This is a genomic window from Phenylobacterium sp. J426, from assembly GCF_024699945.1.
Classification (GTDB): domain Bacteria; phylum Pseudomonadota; class Alphaproteobacteria; order Caulobacterales; family Caulobacteraceae; genus Phenylobacterium.
In genome coordinates, this window is sequence record NZ_JAJOMY010000001.1 from 193,752 (window position 1) to 214,038 (window position 20,287).

The following is a 20,287-nucleotide window of genomic DNA, read 5'->3' on the forward strand; positions in this document are numbered from 1 at the left end:
GTAGCAGAGGAACGGGCCGAACCGAATGGCGCCGCTCGTCTCCTCAGGCGTTCTCCATCGCCGGTTCGTTCTCCCGGAACGGTGCGAGCTGCGCCTCCAGCGCCCGCCCGAACGCCGGCCGCGCCTCGCAGCGCGCCAGGTATGGCCCCAGCACCGGATGGCCGGTCACCAGATCGGTGTCCCGCAGGCCGCGCAGCACCGTCGCCATCATCAGGTCCCCCGCCGTGAAGCGGTCTTCCAGATGCTCCCGGCCGTCCAGCCGCCGGGCCAGGCCGTCCAGCCGCCGCCGGATCGTCTCGACCACCTGCGGCCGGCGCTCGGCCGTCCAGGCCTCGCCGGCGTGGAACAGGTCGATGTCCGCCAGCGGGCCGATATAGGCGTCGACGCTGTCCAGCGAGGCCGTCACCCACTGCACGGTCTTGGCCCGCCCGGCGGGATCGCGCGGCATCAGCGCCTCGGACCGCTCGGCGATGTGCAGCACGATCGCGCCGCTCTCGAACAGCACCAGGCCGTCCTCCTCGATCGCCGGCACCTGCCCCCACGGCTGGATGGCGCGGTACTCGGGCTGGTCCTGGTCGCCCAGGCCGAGGAGCCGGGTGGCGTAGGGGACGCCGGCCTCTTCCAGCGCCCACCGGACCCGCAGGTCGCGGACCAGGCCCTGGGCGAAGGGCGGCACCCACTTGAAGGCGTAGAGCGTGATCATGCGTGGTCCTCCGGCTCGGCCTCGACATAGGCCTGTTGCTTGTCCAGCAGCCCGCTCCAGCCGGCGATGTGGCTGTCCCGCCGCGCGACGTCGGTGAAGGGGGTCTGGTGGAAGGTCTGGATGGTCCCGTCGTGGGCCTCGGCGAAGGTGATCGTCACCGTCGTCTCGATCCCTGCCGCCGGACCGTCGTCCCAGGCGAAGGTGAAGACGATGCGGCGGTCCTCGACGATCTCGCGATAGACGCCCTCGTGCCAGTTCTCGCCGTAGCGATCCGAGGTGAACCCGGCCCGCCACTTGCCGCCCTCGCGGAACTCGTGGCTGAAGTGGATGCAGCGGCAGTGCTTGGGCGCCCACCAGTTCGCCCGGTGCACCGGGTCGGCCCACATCCGGAAGACCAGCGGGATCGGCGCATCAAAGTGCCGGACGATGAGCAGCTCATCGTCGCGAAGCGGCATCCCGGGGTCGACGACGCCCGCGCGCACGTCAGTTCTTGCGTCCATTCGGATCTCCTTTCGTCAGCGTCGCCAGGTAGGCGTCCATCTTGTCGAAGCTGCCCTCCCAGAACCGGCGGTAGTGGGCGAGCCAGCCGTCCAGGTCGCGCAGCGGCCCGGCCTCCAGCTTGCAGGGCCGCCACTGCGCCTCCCGACCGCGGCTGATCAGCCCCGCCTGCTCCAGCACCTTCAGATGCCGGGACACCGCCGGCAGGCTGATGTCGAACGGCTCGGCCAGCTCGTTCACCGTCGCCGCGCCCTGCGCGAGCCGGGCGAGGATCGCCCGGCGCGTGGGATCGGCCAGCGCCGAGAGCGTAGCGCTCAGGGGGTCCCTCTGCGGGTCGGCCTGCATGGTCATCATCTCTCCGAACTCAGGCGCCTCAGCCACGGCGCGGCGTGAAAGGCGGCCATCAGCAGGTACATCGCCGTCATGCCGGTCAGCGGCGACGCGGACCCGGCCGAACAGATCACGCTCGAGGGTCCGCCGCTCGCCGCGCTCGCCAGCGCCATGATGGCGAAGGTCGGGGTCGCGGCCAGGCTCAGGGCGTCGGCCGGCCTCATGGCTCCGCCCCGTGCGGCCCATAGCGGTCGTGATAGTTCCACCAGCTGTAGGTCGGCGCCTGCGGATAGCCGGGCGGCGAGTCCTCCCAGGCTTCCTGCCGGCCCAGCGGCGACAGGTCGAGATAGCTCCAGACCGTGCCCATCCCCTCGTCGCCGCGCGCGTTGATGAAATAGGTCCGGTAGATCCGCCCGCCCTCGCGGATGAACACGTTGTGGCCGTGCCACTCGTCCACGCCGAAGTCGGCGTCGAAGCTGTCGGTGATGGTGTGCCAGGGGATGTGCATCCAGCCCATCCGCGTCCGGATGCGCGCCAGGTCGCCCTGCGAGCCGCGAGAGACGAAGCGCAGCGTCGTGTCCCGCGCGTTCAGGTGCGCCAGGTGCGAGACCTGGTCGGCGACCAGGGAACAGCCGCAGCAGCCGTTCTCGGGCCAGCCCCTGACGCCGGGATCGAAGAAGGCGCGATAGACGATCAGCTGCCGCCGGCCTTCGAACAGGTCCGCCAGGCTGGCGGGGCCGGTCGCCGTCTCGAAGACGTAGTCCTTCTCCACCCGCATCCACGGCATCCGCCGGCGCTCGGCGGCGAGCGCATCGCCCGCGCGGGTGTGGGCCTTCTCCTTGACCAGCAGCGCCTGCCGGGCGGCCTCCCAGGCGTCGGGCGAAACGATCGGCGGCGGCTGCATGTCGGGCTTCCTAATTAGCAATCACGTTAATTAGCCGGATTGTTAAATACGGAAGGCGGCGAGAGAGTCAAGATCGGGGTCGCGCCCCGGCCCCAGGCCGACCCGGCGCGTCTAGAAGACGGTGGTGGAAACGCCGGCCAGCAGCCGGTTGATGTGCGTCGCCAGCGCCTCGGCCTCGTCGCGCGCGACGCCCGGCCTGAGGTCCAGGGTGAACAGCGAATTGCTGTAGGACGAAACCGCCCCGCTGGCGGGGAAGAACGCCAGGAAGACGACGCCGTCGCGGCCCTGCCGGACTTCACAGCGGTGGGCTTGATCGGGACTCATTGCAGGATGCTCCGGTCGCCCTTGAGGCGTCGGCGGTTCAGCCGCTCGGCCAGATCGTCGGCTTCGGGCCACGAGAGGCCCGCCTGAGCCGACAGGCCCAGCATCACGGTCTCGCCCGTCCAGCGGTCGAAGACCGTCCACCCGCGGGCGTCGCGGCGGGTGTCGTATTGGATCGGGTTGGGCATGGTCCGCTTCCTCCGCATGGGTCGGACGAAGGCGAGCGGGCCACGAGGGCCCGCTCCGCCCGAGGGTCAGGCGCCCTGCAGCTGGCCGGCCGAGGTCTTGCCGCTGCGCTGGTCGCGCTCCAGCTCGAAGCTCAGCTTCTGGCCTTCGTGCAGGCTGGCCATGCCGGCGCGTTCGACCGCCGAGATGTGCACGAACACGTCGTTGCCGCCGTCGTCAGGTTGGATGAAGCCGAAGCCCTTTTGGCCGTTGAACCACTTCACAGTCCCGGTGCTCATTTGATCGTCCCTTTCGGACATGAGTTCTCACGCCCAAGAACAGGCTGTGAGATCAAATTTTCGGAGAGGGTCGAAAGACGAATCCGGATCGAAACCAAAGCTTCGACGGGGATGGCGCGCGAGCCAAAACGATATTTGATCTGGCCAATATGCGCCTAGGCCGGAAGATCACCAAGTTTTATTTTCTATTTTCTGACTTCTTCATAAGGTCATGCTAGATATCGCGGATGCGCATGACAATCGACAGGGCGGTGCTCACCGTCATTCCACGCGACGGCGGCTGGGCCGTCGAATTCGACGGCGACGTCTTCGGCCATTCGCGGGACAAGGACGTGGCTCGCGCTGCGGCCAACCGGCGGGCGCGCGAGGTCCAGGACGGCGGTCGCGCCTGCCAGGTCCGCGTGTATGGCGAACACGGCTTCTGGGCGGCCGCGTGATGCGGGCTCCCCCTCCCCGTTCGGCGGTTCGCCGGCTCTCCCCCGCCGACCGGCTGCGCGGTCAGATCGAGGCGGCCGAGGCCGAGGGCGCGCTTCGGGCCGACATGGTGCTGCGGCTCACCCGCTCGGACGTCGACCACCTCAAGCGTGACACCTCGCTGGCCGTGACCGACATCAGCTTCGCGGCTGGCGTCATGCGCTTCCTGGGCGTCAAGATCGAGCAGGGCGGCGTCGCCGAGAGCGTTCTCGAGCAAGCCTAGGGGCCGCGCCGCTAGGCGCTAGCCATAGGGCTGGCCATAGGGCTGGGACGGCGCTGCGGCCTCGGGCTCCCCCGGCGCCTGGGGCGGCTTCGGCGGCTTGCCCGAAAGCCGGTCCGCCAGCTTGAACACGAACGGGTTCAGCACGATCGAGATCAGGGCGCCGGCCAGGATCAGGTCGTGTGTCTCCCGGCTCAGCGCCTCCAGCTTCAGCCCAACGCCCGCGAGGATGAACGAGAACTCGCCGATCTGGGCGAGGCTGGCGGCGATCAGCAGGCTCGGCATCCGTTCCAGCTTGAACAGGCTGGTGATGGCCAGCGCCGCCAACGCCTTGCCGCCGACGATGATCGCCACCACCAGGGCCACCGCGATCGGCTGCTCCAGCAGCACGCGCGGATCGAACAGCATCCCCACCGACACGAAGAACAACACAGCGAAGGCGTCGCGCAGCGGCAGGGCCCGCTCCGCCGCGTTGTGGCCGAGCGGCGTGCCGTTCAGAACCAGGCCGGCGATGAAGGCGCCCAGGGCGAATGAGGCCCCGAAGACCGCATAGGCCAGGTAGGCGATGCCTAGCGAGATGGCGAGCACGCCGAGGGTGAACAGCTCCCGCGAGCGCGTGTGGGCGATCCGCACCAGCACCCACGGCAGCACCCGGCCGCCGACCAGCAGCATGAAAGCGACGAAGATGCCGATCGAGAGCAACGTGCCGCCGATCTTCAGGCCCACCGCCCCCCAGTCCGCGCCCGGGCCGGCGCCCTGCACGGCGCCCTGCGCCGCGGCGGCTTCCGGGACGGCTCCGGCCGTGGCCACCAGCGGGATCAGCACCAGGGCCACGACCATTACCAGGTCCTCGACGATCAGCCAGCCCACCGCGATGCGCCCGGTTTCCGTCTTGACCTGTTTTCGCTCCTCCAGGGCGCGCAGCAGCACGACTGTCGAGGCCACGGAGAGCGAGAAGCCCATCAGGGCCGCCTCGACGTCGTTCAACCCCATGAAGAAGCGGCCGACCGCCCATCCCAGGGCCGTGGCCGCCGCGATCTGGAACAAGGCGCCGGGCACGGCGACCTTGCGCACCTGGAGCAGGTCCCGGGGCGAGAAGTGCAGCCCCACGCCGAACATCAGCAGGATGACGCCGATCTCGGCGAGTTGCTGGGCCAGGCCCGCGTCGGCCACCCAGCCGGGGGTGAACGGTCCAACGACCACGCCCGCCAGGAGGTAGCCCACCAGGGGCGACAGCTTGAACCGCAGCGCCAGCATGCCCAGCACGAAGGCCAGCACGAAGCCGGCCACCAGCATCAGGATCAGACTGTCGTCGTGCGGCATCAGGGCTCCATCTTGTCGGGGAGCTTCCGAGGTGCAGGCCCCGACCGGCGGGGTCAACCCCGCGGCGGCAGAAAACTGCGCTATGCCGGTTTGCGGATCACCGCCGTCACCACCGCGATCCGTTCGACGTCGGCGTAGACGTCGCGCTCGAGGTCCTCGCCGAACACGTCGGGATCGGTCTCGCGGTAGTCGAGCTCTGCGCCTTCCGCCGCGGCCAGCTCCGCCAGGCCTTCGCGCAGTTCATCGCGGCCGCCGTCCAGGATGGCGCTGCCGGTGTAGAGCAGCAGCCGCCCGCCCGGCTCCAGCACCTCCAGCGCGGCCTTCGCCCAGTCGACCGACAGCCGGCCGCCGTGCAGGTCGCCCCCCATCCCGATAGCTCTGGCCAGAATCGGCCATGTAGGGCGGGTTGGCCAGCACCACCGAGGCGCCCGGCGCCACCCCGTCCAGTCCGCTGGTCCTCAGCATCGACAGCGCCGCCCCGGCATGCGCCGCATTGATCCGCGCCAGCCGGAGCGCCATCGGGTTGATGTCCGTCATCGTCAGGTCCGCGCCGGGCGCTGCGAGCGCGGCCGTCAGGGCGCCGACCCCGGCGCCGCCGCCCACGTCGACGATCCGGCCGCCGTCCGAGGCATCCAGTTCGCGCAGGATGAAGTCGGCGAACCGGTAGCTGTCGGGCCCGAGGAAGACGGAATCCTTCTCGACGGTCGGGAAGGCCGAATGCAGGAAGAGCCGCCCCTTCAGGCGGGCGACCCGCACACGGCTCCGGGCGAGACCGTCGCCAAGCTCGGCCAGCAGGTCGGCGGCGCGCAGCGCCTGGATCAGGAAGACTGGCGCATCGGCGGTCTGGAACGGCAGGCTCCAGCCCAGCACGTCCCGCAGGTCCCCAGTACGCGCCGTCGCCCGCCGGGCGATCACCCGCCGATGCGTGGCCGGCGTCGGCGGCGTGAAGTCGTAGCCGCGCCGCTCCAGCTCGGCGAGCAGGGTCGTCAGCGCCACGTCGGGGTCGCTCAGCTTGGCCGATCCATCCATGCGCCAATCAAAGCCCGAACCGGTCGCCCGTTCCGGCCGTTGAACCGCGACCATGCGTATCGCCACCTACAATGTGAACGGCGTCAACGGCCGCCTGCCCGTGCTGCTCCGCTGGCTGGAAGAGGCTCAGCCGGACGTCGTCTGCCTCCAGGAGCTCAAGGGCCCGACGAGCGCTTCCCGCGGGAAGCCATCGAAAAGGTCGGCTACGGGGCCATCTGGCACGGCCAGAAGAGCTGGAACGGCGTGGCGATCCTGGCCCGCGGCGGAGAGCCGGTGGAGGTGCGCCGCGGCCTGCCCGTCGTCGATCCCGAGGACGTCCAGAGCCGCTACCTCGAGGCCGCCGTGAACGGCCTGCTGATCGGCTGTCTCTATCTGCCCAACGGCAATCCCGCCCCGGGCCCGAAATTCGACTACAAGCTGCGCTGGTTCGATCGGCTGCTCGCCCACGGCCGGAGCCTGATCGACCAGCAGGTTCCGGCTCTTCTCGTCGGCGACTTCAACGTCATGCCGACCGACCTCGACGTCTACAAGCCCGAGCGCTGGCTCGACGACGCCCTCTTCCGCCCCGAGGTGCGGGACGCCTACGCCAGGCTGCTGGCGCAGGGCTGGACCGACAGCCTCCGACTCCTGCATCCGGGCGAGCGGATCTACACCTTCTGGGATTACTTCCGGAACGCCTACGCCCGCGACGCCGGCCTGCGCATCGACCACCTGCTGCTCAGTCCGCCCGTCGCGCCCCGCCTGGAGGCCGCCGGCGTCGATCGGCACGTCCGTGGATGGGACAAGACCAGCGACCACGCGCCCACCTGGATCGAGCTCGCCGGGTCGTAGAATCCCATAGTCTCGCTCGATGGAGAACCCGCTCAGGATAGACGCGCCGAACGACCGAACGTCGCGCGTCGAAGCGTCCGGCGATTCCGTGCACGCGTATCTGCTACATCGCCGGCTTCTCGCACCTTGACCCGACCCCACGTTATGCGGACGTGTTCCCCCGGATGAGCCCGTACATTCTCATTGCCGACGACGACCCGCTGTTGCGCGCGATCCTGGAGCACAAGCTGGAGGCGGCGGGCTACGCCGTGAAGAGCGTCGAGGACGGCCGCGCCGCCCTCGAGGCGGCCGCCGAGGACATCCCGGGCGTCGTCGTGTTGGACGCGATGATGCCGGTGATGGACGGCTTCGAGGCTCTGCGTCGGTTCAAGCAGGATCCCCGGTTGGCCGACGTCGCCATCATCATGCTCACCGCGCTCAAGCGCGAGGCCGACATCGTCAGCGCGCTGAAGCTGGGGGCCGCCGACTATGTGCCCAAGCCCTTCAACCCGGACGAACTGGTCGCCCGCCTCGACCGCCTGATGAGCGGCCTGCGCGGAGCCTCGGCTTGAAGCCTCTGGTCCTCGCGGCGGCGCTCGCCGCCGCCGCCGTTCCCGCCCTTGCCCAGCCCGCCGCCGATCCGCTCGCGACGGGCGCCGAGCTGCGCCGCGCCGGCCGGGCCGCGGAGGCCATTCCGCATCTGGAGGCCGCCAGCCGCACGCAGTCGGCCGACGCCGACGTCTGGCTCAATCTCGGCTTGGCCTACGCGGCCGTCGGCCGCTTCGACGACGCCGACCGCGCCCTCGCCGAAGCCCAGCGCCTGGCGCCGGACTACGCCGACGTGGCCGTCGCCCGCGCCCGCGTCGCCTTCTTCCGCGGCGACTACGACGAGGCCGATCGCCGGCTGGCGCCCGCCCTGACCGCCCGGCCGCCCGGCCCCGACGCCCTCGCTTTGCAGGCCCAGGTGGCCGCCGCCCGCCGCACGCCGCCGGAGGCCGAGGGCGCCGCCCGCTGGCGGCTGGACGCCGGGGCGACCTACGGCGACCGCACCCGCGGCCTGTCGTCGACCCGGATCGGCAACCTCGCCCTCAGCCGCACCCGGGGTGGCCTCACCCTCGGCGGCGCGCTGGAGCACGCGCGCCAGTTCGGCGCCGCCGACACCTATGTCGAAGGGCTCGTGGCCAACCGCGCCGGATACCTCGCCGTGGGCGGGACGCCGAAGGCCGACTTCCGGCCGAAGGTCGCTGTCCGCGCGGGCGCGGCGACGCGGCCGAAGCCCTTCGGAGACGGCTGGGGCGCGAGCCTCGGCCTCGACGGCGGCTACGCGCGCTACGCCGTGGGCGACGTCTGGAGCCTGCACCCGTCGCTCACCCTCTCGCGCGGCGAGGCCGTGTCGCTCACCGCCCGGTGGATCAACGTCGTCGACGAAGCGGACGAGCACCGCGCCGGCTACGCCCTGCGCGCCGCATGGCGACCCGCCGCGCCGCTGCAGCTCTCGGGCGGCTGGAGCAACGCGCCGGAGTCCAGCGAGGGCGTCACCGTGCGGGTGAAGGCGGTCGCGCTCGGCCTGGCCTATGACGTCTCGGACGACCTCACCCTTCGCCTGGATGGCGTGCGCGAGGATCGCGCCGCCTATGACCAGGACCTCGTCAGCCTCGGCTTCACCCGGCGCTTCTGAGGTGTCGCTGCTCCTCGCCATCTGGGCCATCGCGCTCGTGCTCATGGCCATGGCGTTGAGCTGGATGGCCGCTCTGATCGTGCAGCGCCTGGTGGGCGCGCGGCTGCAACGGCGGCGCGTGGCGCGCCGCCGGGCGATCGAATTCGCGCTGCTCGCCGTGATGCAGGGGCGCGCCGACGCCGCCCTGGCGCTGCGGCCCTACCAGGACGACCCGCGCCTGATCGCCGAGACCCTGCTCGACTTCCTGGGCGTGGTCCGGGGCCGTGACCGGGAGCTGGTTGTCGAAGCCCTGGAGGCGATCGGCGTGCCGGGCCGCCTTCGGCGGCGGCTGTCCACCGGAGCCTGGCCTGGCCGCCTCGCCGCCGCCGAGGCGCTCGCCGCCTTTCCCGGCCCTGAGACCGAGGCCGCGCTGCGCAGACTGGCGGACCGCTCGCCCGAGGCGCGCCTGACGGCGCTGGAGGCCCTGGCGCGCGCCGGCGGCCAGGTCTCGGTCGACCAGCTCCTCGACGCCGCCTCGCAGGGCGATCTGCGCCTGACCGGCCGCTTCGCCGAATTCCTGCGCGAACAGGCCGCGGCCGATCCGGCCGGCGCGAGCCTGGCGTTGGCGCGCGACGACCTCGCCCCCGAACTGCGCATCCTGGTCCTCGACGCCCTGGGCGGCAGCGGAGACTACAACGCCATCACCGTCCTGGCGGAAAATGCGCGGCGGCCCGAGCCTCTCGTCCGGGCGGCCGCCGTCCGCGCGCTCGGCCGGCTGCAGCATCCCGCCGGCCAGACGGCCATCGCCGCGGGCCTCGACGATCCTGACGCTGAGGTCCGCGCGGCCGCCGCGGAGGCCGCCGGCGAAGCCCGCCTGCCCAAGCTGGCCGAGGCGCTCTACGGCCGCCTGTCCGACGACGCCTGGCGGGTGCGCTTCCAGGCCGCCGCCTCGCTCGGCCGGCTGGGCGAGCCCGGCCTCGAGCGGCTCCGCACCGCCGCCGCCCTCTCCGAACCCGCGCCGCAGCGCGCCGCCTCGCTCACCCTCGCCGAGCTGGGGGTGGTCTGATGCCGTTCGACCTCGACGCCACCGTGCAGGGCGCGCTGATCGCGCTGACCGGCTTCGCCGAGGCGATCGCCATCCTGGTGATCGGCGCGGGCCTGCTGCAGAACGCCTTCCACATCTGGCAGCTCATCGTCGCCGCCGACGCCCTCCGCCGCGAGCGCGGCGTGGTCGAGGCCCGCATGCTGTGGCGCCGCTACGCCGACAGCGCCCCGCCGATCGCCCTGCTGGTCCCCGCCTACAACGAGGAGATGACCATCGGCGAAAGCCTCCGGTCGCTGCTCGCGCTGCAGTACCCCAGCTTCGAGGTGGTGGTCGTCAACGACGGCTCGAAGGACGGCACCATGGAGGCCCTGAAGGCGGCCTTCGACCTCAGGCCCGCCGAGCGCGCCTGGGAGCCGATCGCCCCGCACGCCCCGATCCGCGGCATCTATGTGGCTCCGAACCAGCCGCGGCTGCTGGTCGTCGACAAGGAGAACGGCGGCAAGGCCGACGCGCTCAACGCCGCAATCAACCTCTCCCGCGCGCCGATCGTCTGCTCGATGGACGCCGACAGCCTGCTCGAGCCCGACGCCCTGCTGCGCGCGGTGCGCCCGTTCGTCGAGGATCCCGAGCGCGTCGTCGCCGTCGGCGGCACCGTGCGCATCGCCAATGGCTGCGAGATCCGACACGGCCACGTCGTGAAGATCGGCGTGCCGCGCAATCTCGTGGCCCTCGTCCAGACCATCGAGTACCTGCGCGCCTTCCTGATGGCCCGCATCGCCTGGAGCGAGATGCAGGCGCTGACGATCATCTCGGGCGCCTTCGGCCTCTTCCGCCGAAGCGCCGTGCTCGAGGTCGGCGGATACAGCCTGGGCACGGTCGGCGAGGACATGGAGCTGGTCATCAAGCTCCACAAGCGCGCCCGGCAGGAGAAGCGGCCCTACCGGGTCGCCTTCGTCCACGAGCCGGTCTGCTGGACCGAGTGCCCCGAGGACCTCCAGATCCTCGGCCGCCAGCGCGCCCGCTGGCATCGCGGGGCGCTGGAGACCTTCTTCCGGCACCGGGACATGCTCTTCAATCCGCGCTACGGGCGGCTCGGCTTCCTGGGCTTCGGCTACATCCTGCTCGTCGACGTCCTGGGGCCGTTCATCGAGCTGTTCGGCTACCTGCTGATCCCCGCCTTCTGGGCGCTGGGCGTCCTGCAGACCGAGTACCTGCTGGCCTTCCTGGCGGTGAGCTTCGCCTACGGCGTCGTCATCAGCGTCGGCGCGCTGGCGCTGGAGGAGGTGGAGCTGCGCCGCTTCCCCAACGCGCGATCGCTGGTCATCCTGCTGTTCGCGGCGATCATCGAGAACTTCGGCTACCGGCAGATCAACAACATCTGGCGCATCCGCGGGACCTGGCAGTTCGTCACCAAGCAGCACGGCTGGGGGGCCATGACCCGCAAGGGCTTCAGCCCGGCGGCAGCGCCTCCAGCGCCGAAATGAGCGCCGTCATATCGGCGGGGCGCCCCTCCCGCAGCTCGTCCTCCAGGGCCGCCGCCGCCGCGCTGACGCCGCCGTAACCGAACACGCCGCCCGAGCCCGCCAGCTTGTGCGCCCGCGCCAGCAGCTCATCCTGCGGCGCGCCCCCGGTCGCCCGGATCCAGGCCAGGTCATCGGCCGCCCGGGCCAGGAACCGGGCTCTCAGCGCCGCCAGCGGATCCGGTCGGTCAGTTTGGGTCATCGCGCCCTATCTTCCTTAACTTGCCTTGGCTTAGCATGGCGGACCGTCGGCCGACCCATCCGGAAACCTGCTTTTGAGTCCCTCCGAGCTCGCACGTCTCGCCATCCTCCACGAGTATGGCGTCCTCGACACGCCGGCCGAGGCGGCGTTCGACCGCATCACCGAGCTGGCGGCCGAGCTGTTCAACGCCCCCATCGCGCTGGTCACGCTCATCGACGCCGAGCGCCAGTGGATGAAGTCGGCCCACGGCCTGGAGCGCGGCGAGACCACCCGCCAGGACGCCTTCTGCGACTACACCATCCGGTCCGACGAGGTGATGATCGTCCCCGACGCGACCGAGGACGACCGCTTCCGCGACAATCCCTACGTCACCGGCGACCCCGACATCCGCTTCTACATGGGCCCCCCTGCAGGTGCCGGGCCCCGGCGGCCCGCGCATCGGGGCGCTGTGCATCCTCGACCGCGTGCCCCGCGAGCCGCCCAGCGAGAAGGACCAGCGCCGACTGCAGATCCTGGCCGCCGCCGTCGTCGGCGAGATGAACCTGCGCCTGGCCAACCAGCGCCTGGAACTCGCCCGCCGCGAGGCCGAGGCCGCCGCCGAGGCGCGCTCCGAGTTCCTCGCCAACATGAGCCACGAGCTGCGCACCCCGCTCACCAGCATCATCGGCTATTCCGGCATCCTCAACGCCTCGAAGGACCTGCCCGAGCGCGAGAAGCACTTCGCCCAGCGGATCAATTCCGCGAGCCAGGCCCTGCTCGCCATCGTCAACGACGTTCTCGACCTGGCCCGCCTCGACTCAGGGCGCCGAGGACGAGCCGGCCGACCTCGCCGACGTCCGGGAGATCGCCGAGAATGCGCTGGGCATCGTCGCCGAACAGGCCCGCGCCAAGGACCTCGACCTGCGCTTCGAGGCGCCGCCGTCGCTGCCCCAGGTGCGGGTCCCCACCGCCCGCCTGCGCCAGATCCTGCTGAACCTGCTGTCCAACGCCGTGAAGTTCACCGAGGCCGGCCATGTGACGCTCAGCCTCTCCGCCGACGAGGACCGCCTCTACGCCCGCGTCGCCGACACCGGCGTCGGCATCCCGAAGGATCGGCAGGCCCGGATCTTCGACCGGTTCATCCAGGCCGACTCCTCGGTCGCCAAGAAGTACGGCGGCACCGGCCTCGGCCTCACCATCTCCAGCCGCCTGGCTGAGCGCATGGGCGGCCAACTGACGGTCGACAGCGAACCTGGCCAAGGCAGCGTCTTCACGTTGGCCCTGCCCCTGGCCTGACGCTCCGGCCTGGCTCCGGCCTGGCTCCGGCCTGGCTCCGGCCTAGTTCCGGAACCAGCCGCCGACCACGCAGGTCGCCACCCCGTCGCGCACCGTCACCGTCGTCCGCCGCACCGGCGGCGGGCTGAAGACCGTCGTCCCCCGGGGCGTCGTCACGCTCACATAGCCCGGCGCGTTGAACTGGCAGATCCGATACACCTGCCCGTCGTCCCGGAACCCCGCACAGCTGACGTGCCCGTGCTGGCGCGTGAAGGTCGCATCGCCATAGGTGAAGGTCCGCGGCAGCCGCCGTGACACGGGCGCGCTCGCCGCCACGTCACAGGCCGGGCCGGTGATGCCGTCCCAGGCCGCCTTCTCGGCGCGCGCCGCCCACCATGTCCTGGCGATGTCGGTCAGCGGCACGGCCGCCGCGATCGCCAGCACGCCGACCATCCCCGCCGCCTGCAGCCGGTCGACCAGCCCACTCGTCAGCCTCGAACCCCGAAGTCGCCCACGCAGCGCAGCGCTCATGACGTCGCTCCCATCCTGGAGCGCGCATTACATATGTAATTTTCCTAGCCGACAAGCCCCGATGGCCGCGTGAACTGCCCGGGCGAAAGCGCCGCCGGCGTGAACCGGCATTCCCGGATGGCGCCGTTGAACCAGTCCACCCGGTTCAACCGAACGCCCACCGAGGTCCGCCCGGGCCCCTGCGGCCGGAAGGCGATCTCCGCCTCGGCCTGCAGCACGCCGTCGACATAGGCCGCGTAGCGCCGGCCGTCGCACACCTGGGCCACATGCGCCCAGCGCCCCACCGGATGCCGCTTGGTCGGATCGATCAGCACCTGGCTGTAGCCCGGCCCCTTCACGAAGGCGTCCAGCCACCAGGCGTCCTCGGCCACGCGGATCTCGAACAGCATCCGCGTCCCGCCCGAGACGCTCCCCGCTCCCTCGGCGTCCGCGGCGTCCGCGGCGTCCTGCGCCAGGTGCAGCCAGCGCTGCTCGAACCGGCCGCCGTCCGGCCGGAACACCGCCTCGATGGTGAAGGCCCGCGCGCCGGCGAGCGGATGTTCCGGGATCACCAACCCGTCGTCCTGGCCGTCGAACAGCAGCGCCCTGCCCCCCGGCCCCGGCGTCACGCGTGGCTCGCCCAGCACCTCGGTCGCAAGTCCGCCCACCCGGTCGGGTCGCGTGAAGCTCCACACGCGCGGCTTGCCCGGCTCCGCGGCGGCGAACGCCGGTGCGGACGTCAGCGCGGCGGCGCCGGCCAGCACGGTCCTGCGATCGAGGCACTGCATGCGGGCCAGGGGGCCACATTCCGCGCCCGGCGCCTAGGCGCCTCCGCAAACCGACGTTACCGATACCATGAAACGTCCCGCCTAGAGGACGACCTGGGAGGCCATCATGGCGCCGGCGACCTTCACCGCCGTCCTCGTCCTGCAGTTCGCGGTCATCCTGGCGGCCGCTCATGCCGCGGGCTGGCTGTTCCGCCGGTTCCTGGGCCAGCCGCGCGTGGTCGGCGAGATGACCGCCGGCATCCTGCTGGGCCCCTCGCTCTTCGGGCTCCTCGCCCCGGACCTGCAGGGGCGCCCTGTTCCCCGCCGAGACGCGCGGCGCCCTCCACCTCGTCGCCCAGCCGGGGTCGGCCTCTACATGTTCCTTGTGGGGCTCGGCTTCGACCGCGGCCATCTCCGCCGCCAGGCGGCCGGCGCGGGAGCGTTCGCCGCCGCAGGCATGATGGTCCCCTTCCTCGCCGCCGCGGCCCTGGCCCCTTGGCTGCTGGCCCGCCCGGGCCTCTTCGCCGATCACCTGGACCTCGCCCAGGCCACGCTGTTCCTCGGCGCCAGCCTGGCGATCACCGCCTTCCCGGTCCTGGCCCGCATCCTCGACGAGCGGGGCCTGACCGAGACGCCGCTGGGCGCGCTCAGCCTCTCGGCCGGGGCGCTGGGCGACGTCGGGGCGTGGATCCTCCTCGCCCTGGTGCTGGCGACCGTCGGCGGCGGAGGCGGCGTCCCGGACCTTGGCCTCTATGCGGTGTTCGGAGGCTTCGCCGCAGGCCTCGTGGTCCCGCGCGGACCGGTGGCGCGGCGCCTGAAGGCCGGCCTGGAACCGATCGTCGCCGCCGCCCTCGTGCCGGTGTTCTTCGCCGTCTCGGGACTGAACACCCGCCTCGACCTGGCGACCGACCCCGCCCTGGCGGCCGTCGCCGCCGTCGTGCTGCTTGCCGCCGTCGGCTCCAAGGTCGGGGGCGGCTGGCTCGCCGCCCGCCTCACCGGCCACGACAACCCGACCGCGCTCGCCGTCGGCGTGCTGATCAACACCCGGGGCCTGATGGAGCTCGTGGTCCTCAACATCGGACTGCAGGCCGGCCTGATCCAGCCCGCCCTGTTCTCGATCCTCGTGCTGATGGCCCTGGTGACGACCTTCATGGCCGCCCCGCTGTTTCGGGCGGCGTACGGCCGTCGCGCCGGCGCGCTGGCCCCGCCGGACGCCTCCGGCGCCGCTGGCCGCCTAGGGCGCCTCGGCCTCGCCGTCGGCCGGGGACGCCGCGCCACATGAGAACGCATCCAGACGCTCGGCGCCCAGCCACAGCTCGCAATCGAACGGCTGGCCGGCGCACATCGCCCGCGCCTTGACCTGAGCCTCGCGGAGATCGGCGGCCTCCAGCCATTCGCCGACCGCGATCCGTCCGTCGGGCCCCAGCTTGTAGAGGCGGTAGCTCGGCAAGGGTGTCCTCATACGGCAGGCTTGGAAAAGGGCGCGCCGTATGACGCTGGTCTTTTGAACCCAATCTGAACCACGGCGACGCTTCCCCGCTGTCTGGCTTCGCGTCCTCCGGTGCGCCAGTATCCCCCGGTTGAGCCGTGGCCGGACAGGAGATCGCCATGCCCGAGGCCGAAAACGCGACCCGCGAGGGCGGCTGCCGCTGCGGCCAGGTCCGCTTCCGCCTGACGGGAGCGCCGCTCGTCACCATGGCTTGCCACTGCCGCGGCTGTCAGAAGATGACCGCCAGCGCGTTCTCCCTCAGCGTCCTGGTCGCCGGCGAAGGGTTCGAGGTCACCGCGGGCGAACCTGTCGTCGGCGGCGCCGGCAGCCCCGACCTCCGCCATTTCTTCTGCCCCAAGTGCATGAGCTGGATGTTCACGCGGCCCGACGCCATCGGCCCGTTCGTCAACGTCCGCAGCCCGCTCCTCGACGACCCGTCGGGCCTCGAGCCCTTCATGGAGACCCAGACCGCCGAGAAGCTGCCCTGGGCGACCACGCCCGCGAAACACAGCTTCGACCGCTTCCCCGCCCCCGAGGACTTCGGCCGCCTGATGGCCGAGTACGCGGAGAGCCGGGCCTAGGTCTGGTCGGCGCCGGCCCGCTGCCTCACCCCCGCCCGCGCTGCGCGGCTCCGCCGCCGTGGGCCGCGGGGTGAACTCCTTGACCATCACGGTCATCGGCCGGGCTTCCTGTTCGGCGTCCCGCGCCACCAGCCGCTCGCTGTACTTGCGCGGCGCGAGCCTGGGCGCCTGCCAGCGGATCAGGTCGAACTTGAACCGGCAGGCCCAGACGTTGCCGGGCGTCACCTCGCCCGCCAGTTCGCGCGTCTCGTCGAACAGGTAGTCCCCCTGGAACTGCCGGGCGGCCACGTACAGGTCCTCGAAGTCGGGGAGGCGCTGCACCCAGCGATAGACCGTCGCCGGCGTCGGCAGGTGATCGTCGCGGCAGATCGAGATCAGGCTCTCGCCGTTCGCCAGGCGAAAGCAGATCTCCTCGCCGATCTCGGCCGTGTAGGTCGGCTCATGGCCGCCGTCCCGCCGCGCCAGGTCACGCCGCGCCCGCCGCTCGGCCTCGCGCTCGCGGTCCGCCAGCCGCCGCGCCAGCCGCGCGCGTCGCTGCGCCGCCGCCAGCCGTTCCCCGAACTCCATGTGGCTGCGCCGCCAGACCCCGATCGCCGTCCGGCTCGGCATCCGCGGGTCCTGCTCCAGCGCCGCCAGGCTCTCGCCCGCCGCCACCCGGCCCACGATCTCGTCCGCCAGGGCCTCGGTGAAACGCACATGCTCCCGCCGCGGGAGCCCGTCCCCGCGCCCCCAGGCCGCTCCGCCGCCATCCATCCGAATTGTCCGCAAGCACGGCCGCACGCCGCCCAGCGATAAGGTGGCTGAGCGCGGAGCCGATGTCAAGAACAAATCGAGAACAGCTATGCGGCTACCGGTCCTCCCCCATCTGGGGAGGACCGGCCGGAGGGGGTCACCCGAGGTGGGCTCCGCAACCTCCGCAAACACAAACGCCAGGATCGTGCGCGCGGCGTCGGCGGCCGCAGATCACCCCCTCACCCGCTTCCCCACCGGGGAGCACCCCAGGCCGCTCATCCCCCGTTCATGCAGCCTCCGCCCTAATCGCCGGCTGGCGGCGGCTTTGGGGGTGCGCGGCCGCGCCGCACCCTTCACGCGCCCCGCTTGAGTTACGCTTACCCCCGCGTGTCAGCCGGAGCCTGCAAGTGCGTCACGTGACCCGAATTCTCGCCCTCGCCGCGCCTGCTGCGGCGCTCGCCACAGCCGCCGCGGCCGCGCCCTCGCGGCCCGTCGCCATGCCGTGGATCATCTCCCCGGCCGACGCCGCCTGCCGGACCCAGATCGAACTCACCTCGCGCTCCGGCGCCGTGACGCCGGTGACGCTCACCTCGGACGGCCAGGTCGTCAGCCTGACCTTCGCCAAGCCTGACCTGCCCGAACGGGCCTTCCTGCCGATCCGGGTGGACCGCAACCGCTTCTCCAACCTGGTGATGCGCCGCGCCGACGGGGTCACCGGCGAGCTGGTGCTGTCGGAAGAGACCGAGGCGGCCATGCGCAAGGGCCAGACCCTCGACATCGCCTGGCTGTCGGAGGAGCCCGTCTCGGCCACCCTCGCCGGCTCGGAACAGGGCCTCACCGATCTGCGGGTCTGCGGCGCCCAGATCGCGTCCCAGGCGCGCGCCCGCGCGGCGGCCGACGCCGAGGCCAAGGCCCGCGCCGAGGAGGACGCCCGCAAGCAGGCCGTCGTCCAGGCCCAGCTCGAGGCCGCCCGCGCCCAGACCGCCGCGGCGGAAGCCCAGCGCCAGCGCGTGGAGCAGGAGGCCGAACGCCAGCGCCGCCAGGAAGCCCAGGAACGCGAGCGCGTCTACGCCGAGGCCCGCCAGCGGGAGTACCAGCGCGAGTACGACTACGAGGCCGCCCGCCGCCGCGAGTATGAAGACGCCCGCCGCCGGGATTGGGACGACGAGCCGTACGGCGGAGACTACCGCCCGGCTTTCCAGCCCCGCTATCCCATCTACCCGCAAGCGCAGCCCAGCTATCCGCCCGCCTGGGGCCGCCGCTGGTAGATCAGTGCATCGTGCCGGCGACGATCTCCAGCTTGTTGCCGTCGGGATCGAACAGCACGCAGCCGTAGTAGTCGGGCGCGATATCGGGATGCGGCCCCGCGGCCCGCACCGGCTCGGCCCCCGCTGCGACAGCGGCCGCATAGGCCTGGTCGACCTCCGCCCGGCTGCCGGCCGTGAACGCGATGTGGGTCCCGAGGCCCGCCACCTGCGCGCCGCTCACCGGATAGAGGTAGAGGTGGCCGCCCACCCCGCCCGGCCCGTAGGCCAGCTCCTTCTCGGTGGTCAGGGAGACCGCCACGCCCAGCGGCCCGAAGAAGGCGTCGTAGAAGCGGCGGGCGGCGGCGAGATCGCGCACGCCCAGCGAGAGATGATCGAACATCGGAAAGCCTCCTCCGGCCAAGCTTGAAGGCTTCAGATAAGGGGTCGACCGCCGTTCCGCGAGCCCTACCTCCCCCATCGCGCAAGCGGTGGCGGGGGGGGGACCATTCGCCGAAGAGCGAATGGTGGAGGGGGCAGGCCCCAGGCGCGGCAGTTCAGCTGCGGGCCGTCGCGCCGGTCGGCCGCTCGCCCCCTCCACCGTCCGCTCTTCAGACGGCGACGCCGTCTTCGGCCGACGGTCCCCCTCCCCCGCTACGCAGGGGAGGTCGTCACTCCGCGCCCGACTTCGCGCGGTAGTCCAGCGGCGGCGGGCGATCGCCGACCATCGCCCTGTACTGGAAGTCCGGCCCGCGCTTCTGGTTGAGCTCGGCCTTGGCCGCCTCGATCGTCGCCGGGTCGCGGAACAGGGCCGCGCCGGTGAGCGCCAGCGACTTGGCGGCCACGACGCCGCCCTTGGTGGCCATGCTCGTGCCGCCGGCCGCCACCGCCTGCCACGAATGCGCCGGGGTGCCCGGCACCCAGACCGCGGCGCGCATGCCCACCGTCGGCGTCACCCAGCTCACGTCGGACACGTCGGTCGAGCCGCCGCCGTCGCCGCCGATCCGCATCGGCTGCACCTCGGCCGCGCTCTCCAACTTGGCGTTGGTGGTCGGCAGGTGCTTCTGCAGCGCCTCGGCGAAGGCCCGCTCCTCCGCGTTCCAGACCACCCCGCCCACGTCGCGCAGGTTCTGGTCCATCACCTTCGCCAGGGTCTCGTTCGGCAGCATGTTGTAGACGCCGCCGGTCTGCTCGAAGCTGACCTTTGTCTCTGTGGCCATGGCCGCGCCCTCGGCGGCCTTCATCACCCGGGCCATCACGTCGCGCACCACCTGCGGATCGCGGTGGCGGACATAGTAGTAGGCCTCGGCCTTCTCCGGCACGACGTTGGGCGCCTGGCCGCCGTCGGTGACGACATAGTGGATGCGCGTGCCGTCCGGGATGTGCTCGCGCAGCATGTTCACCGCCGCGTTCATCACCTCCACGCCGTCCAGCGCCGAGCGTCCGCGCCACGGCGCCGCCGAGGCGTGCGACGAGGCGCCGGCGAAGCGGAACTTGCCCGAGATGTTGGCCAGGCTGACGCCCTGGCTCGCGTCATTGGCGTCGCCCGCATGCCAGTGGAGCGTCGCGTCCACGTCCTTGAACAGGCCGGAGCGCACCAGATAGACCTTGCCCGAACCGCCCTCCTCGGCCGGCGAGCCATAGACGCGGACCTCGCCCTTCACGCCGTTGGCGACCATCCATTCCTTGAGGCTGATGGCCGCCTGCACGGAGGCCGCGCCGAACACGTGGTGGCCGCAGGCGTGGCCGGCGACGCCCGGGATCGCCTTGCGCTCGGGGCTGGCGGCCTGGGCCAGACCCGGCAGGGCGTCGTACTCGGCGAGGATGCCGATCACCGGGCCTTCGCCCGACTTGAAGCTGCCCACGAAGGCGGTGGGCATGCCGGCCACGCCGGCCTCGACCTTGAAGCCCGCCTTCTTCAGCTCGGACTGCAGCAGGGCCGAGCTCTTGTGCTCCTGGTAGCCGACCTCGGCGTAGTCCCAGATCTGCTTGGCCACCTGGCCCAGCCGCGGGCCCGCCTTGTCGACGCTGGCCTTGATCTGCGCGCGATCCTGCGCCGAGAGCTCGGCCGCGTCCGCCGCGCCCGCGAACGCCAGGACGGCCGCCGCCGCCAGAAGAACCCGCTTCATCGAAAAGCCCCCGAAAGCTGAACTTGCGGGCGAAATTCGTAAGCAGCCTCAGCGGCCGCGCAAAGCGGATTGTCGGGAACG

28 protein-coding genes and 4 pseudogenes are annotated in these 20,287 nt (G+C 71.7%); 14 read left to right on the top strand and 18 right to left on the bottom strand.

What is annotated here, in order from left to right; genetic code table 11:
* Positions 1-43 precede the first annotated feature (43 nt).
* From LRS10_RS00985 to LRS10_RS01020, 8 genes are all read right to left on the bottom strand, one after another.
* The gene (locus LRS10_RS00985) at positions 44-703 is read right to left on the bottom strand and encodes a glutathione S-transferase family protein (RefSeq protein WP_257835618.1); all 660 of its coding nucleotides are present in this window, start codon (positions 701-703) and stop codon (positions 44-46) included.
* Positions 700-1,203, bottom strand: coding sequence for an SRPBCC domain-containing protein (locus LRS10_RS00990; RefSeq protein ID WP_257835619.1), 504 nt, complete (start codon positions 1,201-1,203; stop codon positions 700-702). The genes LRS10_RS00985 and LRS10_RS00990 overlap by 4 nt, the downstream gene beginning before the upstream one ends.
* Positions 1,187-1,546 carry an ArsR/SmtB family transcription factor gene (locus LRS10_RS00995; RefSeq protein WP_374570858.1) on the bottom strand — a complete coding sequence of 120 codons (360 nt, stop codon included), beginning with the start codon at positions 1,544-1,546 and terminating at the stop codon, positions 1,187-1,189. Before LRS10_RS00995 ends, LRS10_RS00990 begins: the two co-directional genes overlap by 17 nt.
* Before the next feature lie 5 nt (positions 1,547-1,551).
* Positions 1,552-1,755, bottom strand: a complete 204-nt coding sequence (locus tag LRS10_RS01000) for a hypothetical protein (protein ID WP_257835621.1) — start codon at positions 1,753-1,755, stop codon at positions 1,552-1,554.
* The gene (locus LRS10_RS01005) at positions 1,752-2,435 is read right to left on the bottom strand and encodes a DUF899 domain-containing protein (RefSeq protein WP_257835622.1); all 684 of its coding nucleotides are present in this window, start codon (positions 2,433-2,435) and stop codon (positions 1,752-1,754) included. The genes LRS10_RS01000 and LRS10_RS01005 overlap by 4 nt, the downstream gene beginning before the upstream one ends.
* Before the next feature lie 111 nt (positions 2,436-2,546).
* Positions 2,547-2,759, bottom strand: coding sequence for a hypothetical protein (locus LRS10_RS01010; RefSeq protein ID WP_257835623.1), 213 nt, complete (start codon positions 2,757-2,759; stop codon positions 2,547-2,549).
* Entirely contained in the window at positions 2,756-2,944 is a 189-nt protein-coding gene (locus LRS10_RS01015; protein WP_257835624.1) for a hypothetical protein, read from the bottom strand. Before LRS10_RS01015 ends, LRS10_RS01010 begins: the two co-directional genes overlap by 4 nt.
* A 66-nt stretch (positions 2,945-3,010) precedes the next feature.
* Positions 3,011-3,220: a cold-shock protein gene (locus LRS10_RS01020; RefSeq protein WP_257835625.1), complete on the bottom strand. Its 210-nt coding sequence runs from the start codon at positions 3,218-3,220 to the stop codon at positions 3,011-3,013.
* Between the two features lie 227 nt (positions 3,221-3,447).
* On the opposite strand from LRS10_RS01020, the gene LRS10_RS01025 reads away from it, so the two are divergent.
* Positions 3,448-3,657, top strand: a complete 210-nt coding sequence (locus LRS10_RS01025) for a DUF2188 domain-containing protein (RefSeq protein WP_257835626.1) — start codon at positions 3,448-3,450, stop codon at positions 3,655-3,657.
* Positions 3,657-3,917, top strand: a complete 261-nt coding sequence (locus tag LRS10_RS01030; RefSeq protein ID WP_257835627.1) for a hypothetical protein — start codon at positions 3,657-3,659, stop codon at positions 3,915-3,917. Before LRS10_RS01025 ends, LRS10_RS01030 begins: the two co-directional genes overlap by 1 nt.
* Before the next feature lie 18 nt (positions 3,918-3,935).
* On the opposite strand, the gene LRS10_RS01035 is transcribed toward LRS10_RS01030, so the two are convergent.
* The 3 genes from LRS10_RS01035 to LRS10_RS01045 all read right to left on the bottom strand — a co-directional run bounded on the left by LRS10_RS01035 (position 3,936) and on the right by LRS10_RS01045 (position 6,320).
* On the bottom strand, positions 3,936-5,237 hold the full coding sequence (locus LRS10_RS01035) for a cation:proton antiporter (RefSeq protein WP_257835628.1): 1,302 nt from the start codon (positions 5,235-5,237) through the stop codon (positions 3,936-3,938).
* 80 nt (positions 5,238-5,317) lie between these two features.
* The gene (locus tag LRS10_RS01040) at positions 5,318-5,545 is read right to left on the bottom strand and encodes a hypothetical protein (protein ID WP_257835629.1); all 228 of its coding nucleotides are present in this window, start codon (positions 5,543-5,545) and stop codon (positions 5,318-5,320) included.
* A complete protein-coding gene (locus tag LRS10_RS01045; RefSeq protein ID WP_257835630.1) occupies positions 5,478-6,320 on the bottom strand; it encodes a methyltransferase in 843 nt (280 codons plus the stop codon). Before LRS10_RS01045 ends, LRS10_RS01040 begins: the two co-directional genes overlap by 68 nt.
* Between LRS10_RS01045 and LRS10_RS24780 the strand changes: the two are divergent.
* The 6 genes and pseudogenes from LRS10_RS24780 to LRS10_RS01070 form a co-directional block, all read left to right on the top strand.
* Positions 6,319-6,402: pseudogene (locus LRS10_RS24780) on the top strand (exodeoxyribonuclease III); the annotation flags it as partial. The gene LRS10_RS01045 and the pseudogene LRS10_RS24780 sit on opposite strands and share 2 nt — an antisense overlap.
* Before the next feature lie 77 nt (positions 6,403-6,479).
* Positions 6,480-7,097 carry an exodeoxyribonuclease III gene (locus LRS10_RS01050; RefSeq protein ID WP_374570861.1) on the top strand — a complete coding sequence of 206 codons (618 nt, stop codon included), beginning with the start codon at positions 6,480-6,482 and terminating at the stop codon, positions 7,095-7,097.
* A gap of 164 nt (positions 7,098-7,261) precedes the next feature.
* Positions 7,262-7,648: a response regulator transcription factor gene (locus LRS10_RS01055; protein ID WP_257835631.1), complete on the top strand. Its 387-nt coding sequence runs from the start codon at positions 7,262-7,264 to the stop codon at positions 7,646-7,648.
* Positions 7,645-8,754 carry a YaiO family outer membrane beta-barrel protein gene (locus LRS10_RS01060; RefSeq protein WP_257835632.1) on the top strand — a complete coding sequence of 370 codons (1,110 nt, stop codon included), beginning with the start codon at positions 7,645-7,647 and terminating at the stop codon, positions 8,752-8,754. Before LRS10_RS01055 ends, LRS10_RS01060 begins: the two co-directional genes overlap by 4 nt.
* Position 8,755: 1 nt before the next feature.
* Positions 8,756-9,799 carry a HEAT repeat domain-containing protein gene (locus tag LRS10_RS01065; RefSeq protein ID WP_257835633.1) on the top strand — a complete coding sequence of 348 codons (1,044 nt, stop codon included), beginning with the start codon at positions 8,756-8,758 and terminating at the stop codon, positions 9,797-9,799.
* A complete protein-coding gene (locus tag LRS10_RS01070; RefSeq protein WP_257835634.1) occupies positions 9,799-11,262 on the top strand; it encodes a glycosyltransferase family 2 protein in 1,464 nt (487 codons plus the stop codon). The genes LRS10_RS01065 and LRS10_RS01070 overlap by 1 nt, the downstream gene beginning before the upstream one ends.
* Here the strand turns inward: LRS10_RS01070 and LRS10_RS01075 are convergent.
* Positions 11,228-11,500, bottom strand: coding sequence for an Hpt domain-containing protein (locus tag LRS10_RS01075; RefSeq protein WP_257835635.1), 273 nt, complete (start codon positions 11,498-11,500; stop codon positions 11,228-11,230). The two genes, LRS10_RS01070 and LRS10_RS01075, sit on opposite strands and share 35 nt — an antisense overlap.
* A gap of 73 nt (positions 11,501-11,573) precedes the next feature.
* Between LRS10_RS01075 and LRS10_RS24785 the strand changes: the two are divergent.
* From LRS10_RS24785 to LRS10_RS01080, 3 genes and pseudogenes are all read left to right on the top strand, one after another.
* Positions 11,574-11,894, top strand: a pseudogene (locus LRS10_RS24785) (GAF domain-containing protein); the annotation flags it as partial.
* A gap of 142 nt (positions 11,895-12,036) precedes the next feature.
* Positions 12,037-12,291, top strand: a pseudogene (locus LRS10_RS24790) (sensor histidine kinase); the annotation flags it as partial.
* 142 nt (positions 12,292-12,433) lie between these two features.
* Positions 12,434-12,775 (top strand): ATP-binding protein, encoded by a 342-nt coding sequence (locus tag LRS10_RS01080; protein WP_257835636.1) that lies wholly within the window; start codon positions 12,434-12,436, stop codon positions 12,773-12,775.
* Positions 12,776-12,817: 42 nt separating this feature from the next.
* Here LRS10_RS01080 and LRS10_RS01085 read toward each other — a convergent pair whose 3' ends face one another.
* Entirely contained in the window at positions 12,818-13,285 is a 468-nt protein-coding gene (locus tag LRS10_RS01085; RefSeq protein ID WP_257835637.1) for a hypothetical protein, read from the bottom strand.
* Between the two features lie 44 nt (positions 13,286-13,329).
* The gene (locus tag LRS10_RS01090) at positions 13,330-14,028 is read right to left on the bottom strand and encodes a LamG domain-containing protein (RefSeq protein ID WP_257835638.1); all 699 of its coding nucleotides are present in this window, start codon (positions 14,026-14,028) and stop codon (positions 13,330-13,332) included.
* A gap of 130 nt (positions 14,029-14,158) precedes the next feature.
* Between LRS10_RS01090 and LRS10_RS01095 the strand changes: the two genes are divergently transcribed.
* On the top strand, positions 14,159-15,313 hold the full coding sequence (locus LRS10_RS01095; RefSeq protein WP_257835639.1) for a cation:proton antiporter: 1,155 nt from the start codon (positions 14,159-14,161) through the stop codon (positions 15,311-15,313).
* On the opposite strand, the gene LRS10_RS01100 is transcribed toward LRS10_RS01095, so the two are convergent.
* Positions 15,266-15,481: a hypothetical protein gene (locus LRS10_RS01100; RefSeq protein WP_257835640.1), complete on the bottom strand. Its 216-nt coding sequence runs from the start codon at positions 15,479-15,481 to the stop codon at positions 15,266-15,268. The two genes, LRS10_RS01095 and LRS10_RS01100, sit on opposite strands and share 48 nt — an antisense overlap.
* A gap of 275 nt (positions 15,482-15,756) precedes the next feature.
* Here LRS10_RS01100 and LRS10_RS01105 point away from each other — a divergent pair, with 275 nt between their 5' ends.
* On the top strand, positions 15,757-16,101 hold the full coding sequence (locus tag LRS10_RS01105) for a GFA family protein (protein WP_257839052.1): 345 nt from the start codon (positions 15,757-15,759) through the stop codon (positions 16,099-16,101).
* 141 nt (positions 16,102-16,242) lie between these two features.
* On the opposite strand, the pseudogene LRS10_RS24795 reads toward LRS10_RS01105, so the two are convergent.
* Positions 16,243-16,854 (bottom strand): annotated as a pseudogene (locus LRS10_RS24795) (hypothetical protein); the annotation flags it as partial.
* A 386-nt stretch (positions 16,855-17,240) separates the two neighbouring features.
* On the opposite strand from LRS10_RS24795, the gene LRS10_RS01110 reads away from it, so the two are divergent.
* Positions 17,241-18,101, top strand: coding sequence for a hypothetical protein (locus tag LRS10_RS01110; RefSeq protein WP_257835641.1), 861 nt, complete (start codon positions 17,241-17,243; stop codon positions 18,099-18,101).
* Between the two features lies 1 nt (position 18,102).
* Here LRS10_RS01110 and LRS10_RS01115 read toward each other — a convergent pair whose 3' ends face one another.
* Positions 18,103-18,480: a VOC family protein gene (locus tag LRS10_RS01115; protein ID WP_257835642.1), complete on the bottom strand. Its 378-nt coding sequence runs from the start codon at positions 18,478-18,480 to the stop codon at positions 18,103-18,105.
* Positions 18,481-18,748: 268 nt separating this feature from the next.
* Entirely contained in the window at positions 18,749-20,206 is a 1,458-nt protein-coding gene (locus tag LRS10_RS01120) for an amidohydrolase (protein WP_257835643.1), read from the bottom strand.
* Positions 20,207-20,287: the final 81 nt, after the last annotated feature.

Excerpts from the sequence above, each read along its gene's own strand:
- LRS10_RS00985 (WP_257835618.1), bottom strand. The coding sequence starts at position 703 with ATGATCACGCTCTACGCCTTCAAGTGGGTGCCGCCCTTCGCCCAGGGC.
- LRS10_RS00990 (WP_257835619.1), bottom strand. The coding sequence starts at position 1,203 with ATGGACGCAAGAACTGACGTGCGCGCGGGCGTCGTCGACCCCGGGATG.
- LRS10_RS00995 (WP_374570858.1), bottom strand. The coding sequence starts at position 1,546 with ATGCAGGCCGACCCGCAGAGGGACCCCCTGAGCGCTACGCTCTCGGCG.
- LRS10_RS01000 (WP_257835621.1), bottom strand. The coding sequence starts at position 1,755 with ATGAGGCCGGCCGACGCCCTGAGCCTGGCCGCGACCCCGACCTTCGCC.
- LRS10_RS01005 (WP_257835622.1), bottom strand. The coding sequence starts at position 2,435 with ATGCAGCCGCCGCCGATCGTTTCGCCCGACGCCTGGGAGGCCGCCCGG.
- LRS10_RS01010 (WP_257835623.1), bottom strand. The coding sequence starts at position 2,759 with ATGAGTCCCGATCAAGCCCACCGCTGTGAAGTCCGGCAGGGCCGCGAC.
- LRS10_RS01015 (WP_257835624.1), bottom strand. The coding sequence starts at position 2,944 with ATGCCCAACCCGATCCAATACGACACCCGCCGCGACGCCCGCGGGTGG.
- LRS10_RS01020 (WP_257835625.1), bottom strand. The coding sequence starts at position 3,220 with ATGAGCACCGGGACTGTGAAGTGGTTCAACGGCCAAAAGGGCTTCGGC.
- LRS10_RS01025 (WP_257835626.1), top strand. The coding sequence starts at position 3,448 with ATGCGCATGACAATCGACAGGGCGGTGCTCACCGTCATTCCACGCGAC.
- LRS10_RS01030 (WP_257835627.1), top strand. The coding sequence starts at position 3,657 with ATGCGGGCTCCCCCTCCCCGTTCGGCGGTTCGCCGGCTCTCCCCCGCC.
- LRS10_RS01035 (WP_257835628.1), bottom strand. The coding sequence starts at position 5,237 with ATGCCGCACGACGACAGTCTGATCCTGATGCTGGTGGCCGGCTTCGTG.
- LRS10_RS01045 (WP_257835630.1), bottom strand. The coding sequence starts at position 6,320 with ATGGTCGCGGTTCAACGGCCGGAACGGGCGACCGGTTCGGGCTTTGAT.
- LRS10_RS01055 (WP_257835631.1), top strand. The coding sequence starts at position 7,262 with ATGAGCCCGTACATTCTCATTGCCGACGACGACCCGCTGTTGCGCGCG.
- LRS10_RS01070 (WP_257835634.1), top strand. The coding sequence starts at position 9,799 with ATGCCGTTCGACCTCGACGCCACCGTGCAGGGCGCGCTGATCGCGCTG.
- LRS10_RS01075 (WP_257835635.1), bottom strand. The coding sequence starts at position 11,500 with ATGACCCAAACTGACCGACCGGATCCGCTGGCGGCGCTGAGAGCCCGG.
- LRS10_RS01085 (WP_257835637.1), bottom strand. The coding sequence starts at position 13,285 with ATGAGCGCTGCGCTGCGTGGGCGACTTCGGGGTTCGAGGCTGACGAGT.
- LRS10_RS01095 (WP_257835639.1), top strand. The coding sequence starts at position 14,159 with ATGGCGCCGGCGACCTTCACCGCCGTCCTCGTCCTGCAGTTCGCGGTC.
- LRS10_RS01105 (WP_257839052.1), top strand. The coding sequence starts at position 15,757 with ATGACCGCCAGCGCGTTCTCCCTCAGCGTCCTGGTCGCCGGCGAAGGG.
- LRS10_RS01115 (WP_257835642.1), bottom strand. The coding sequence starts at position 18,480 with ATGTTCGATCATCTCTCGCTGGGCGTGCGCGATCTCGCCGCCGCCCGC.
- LRS10_RS01120 (WP_257835643.1), bottom strand. The coding sequence starts at position 20,206 with ATGAAGCGGGTTCTTCTGGCGGCGGCGGCCGTCCTGGCGTTCGCGGGC.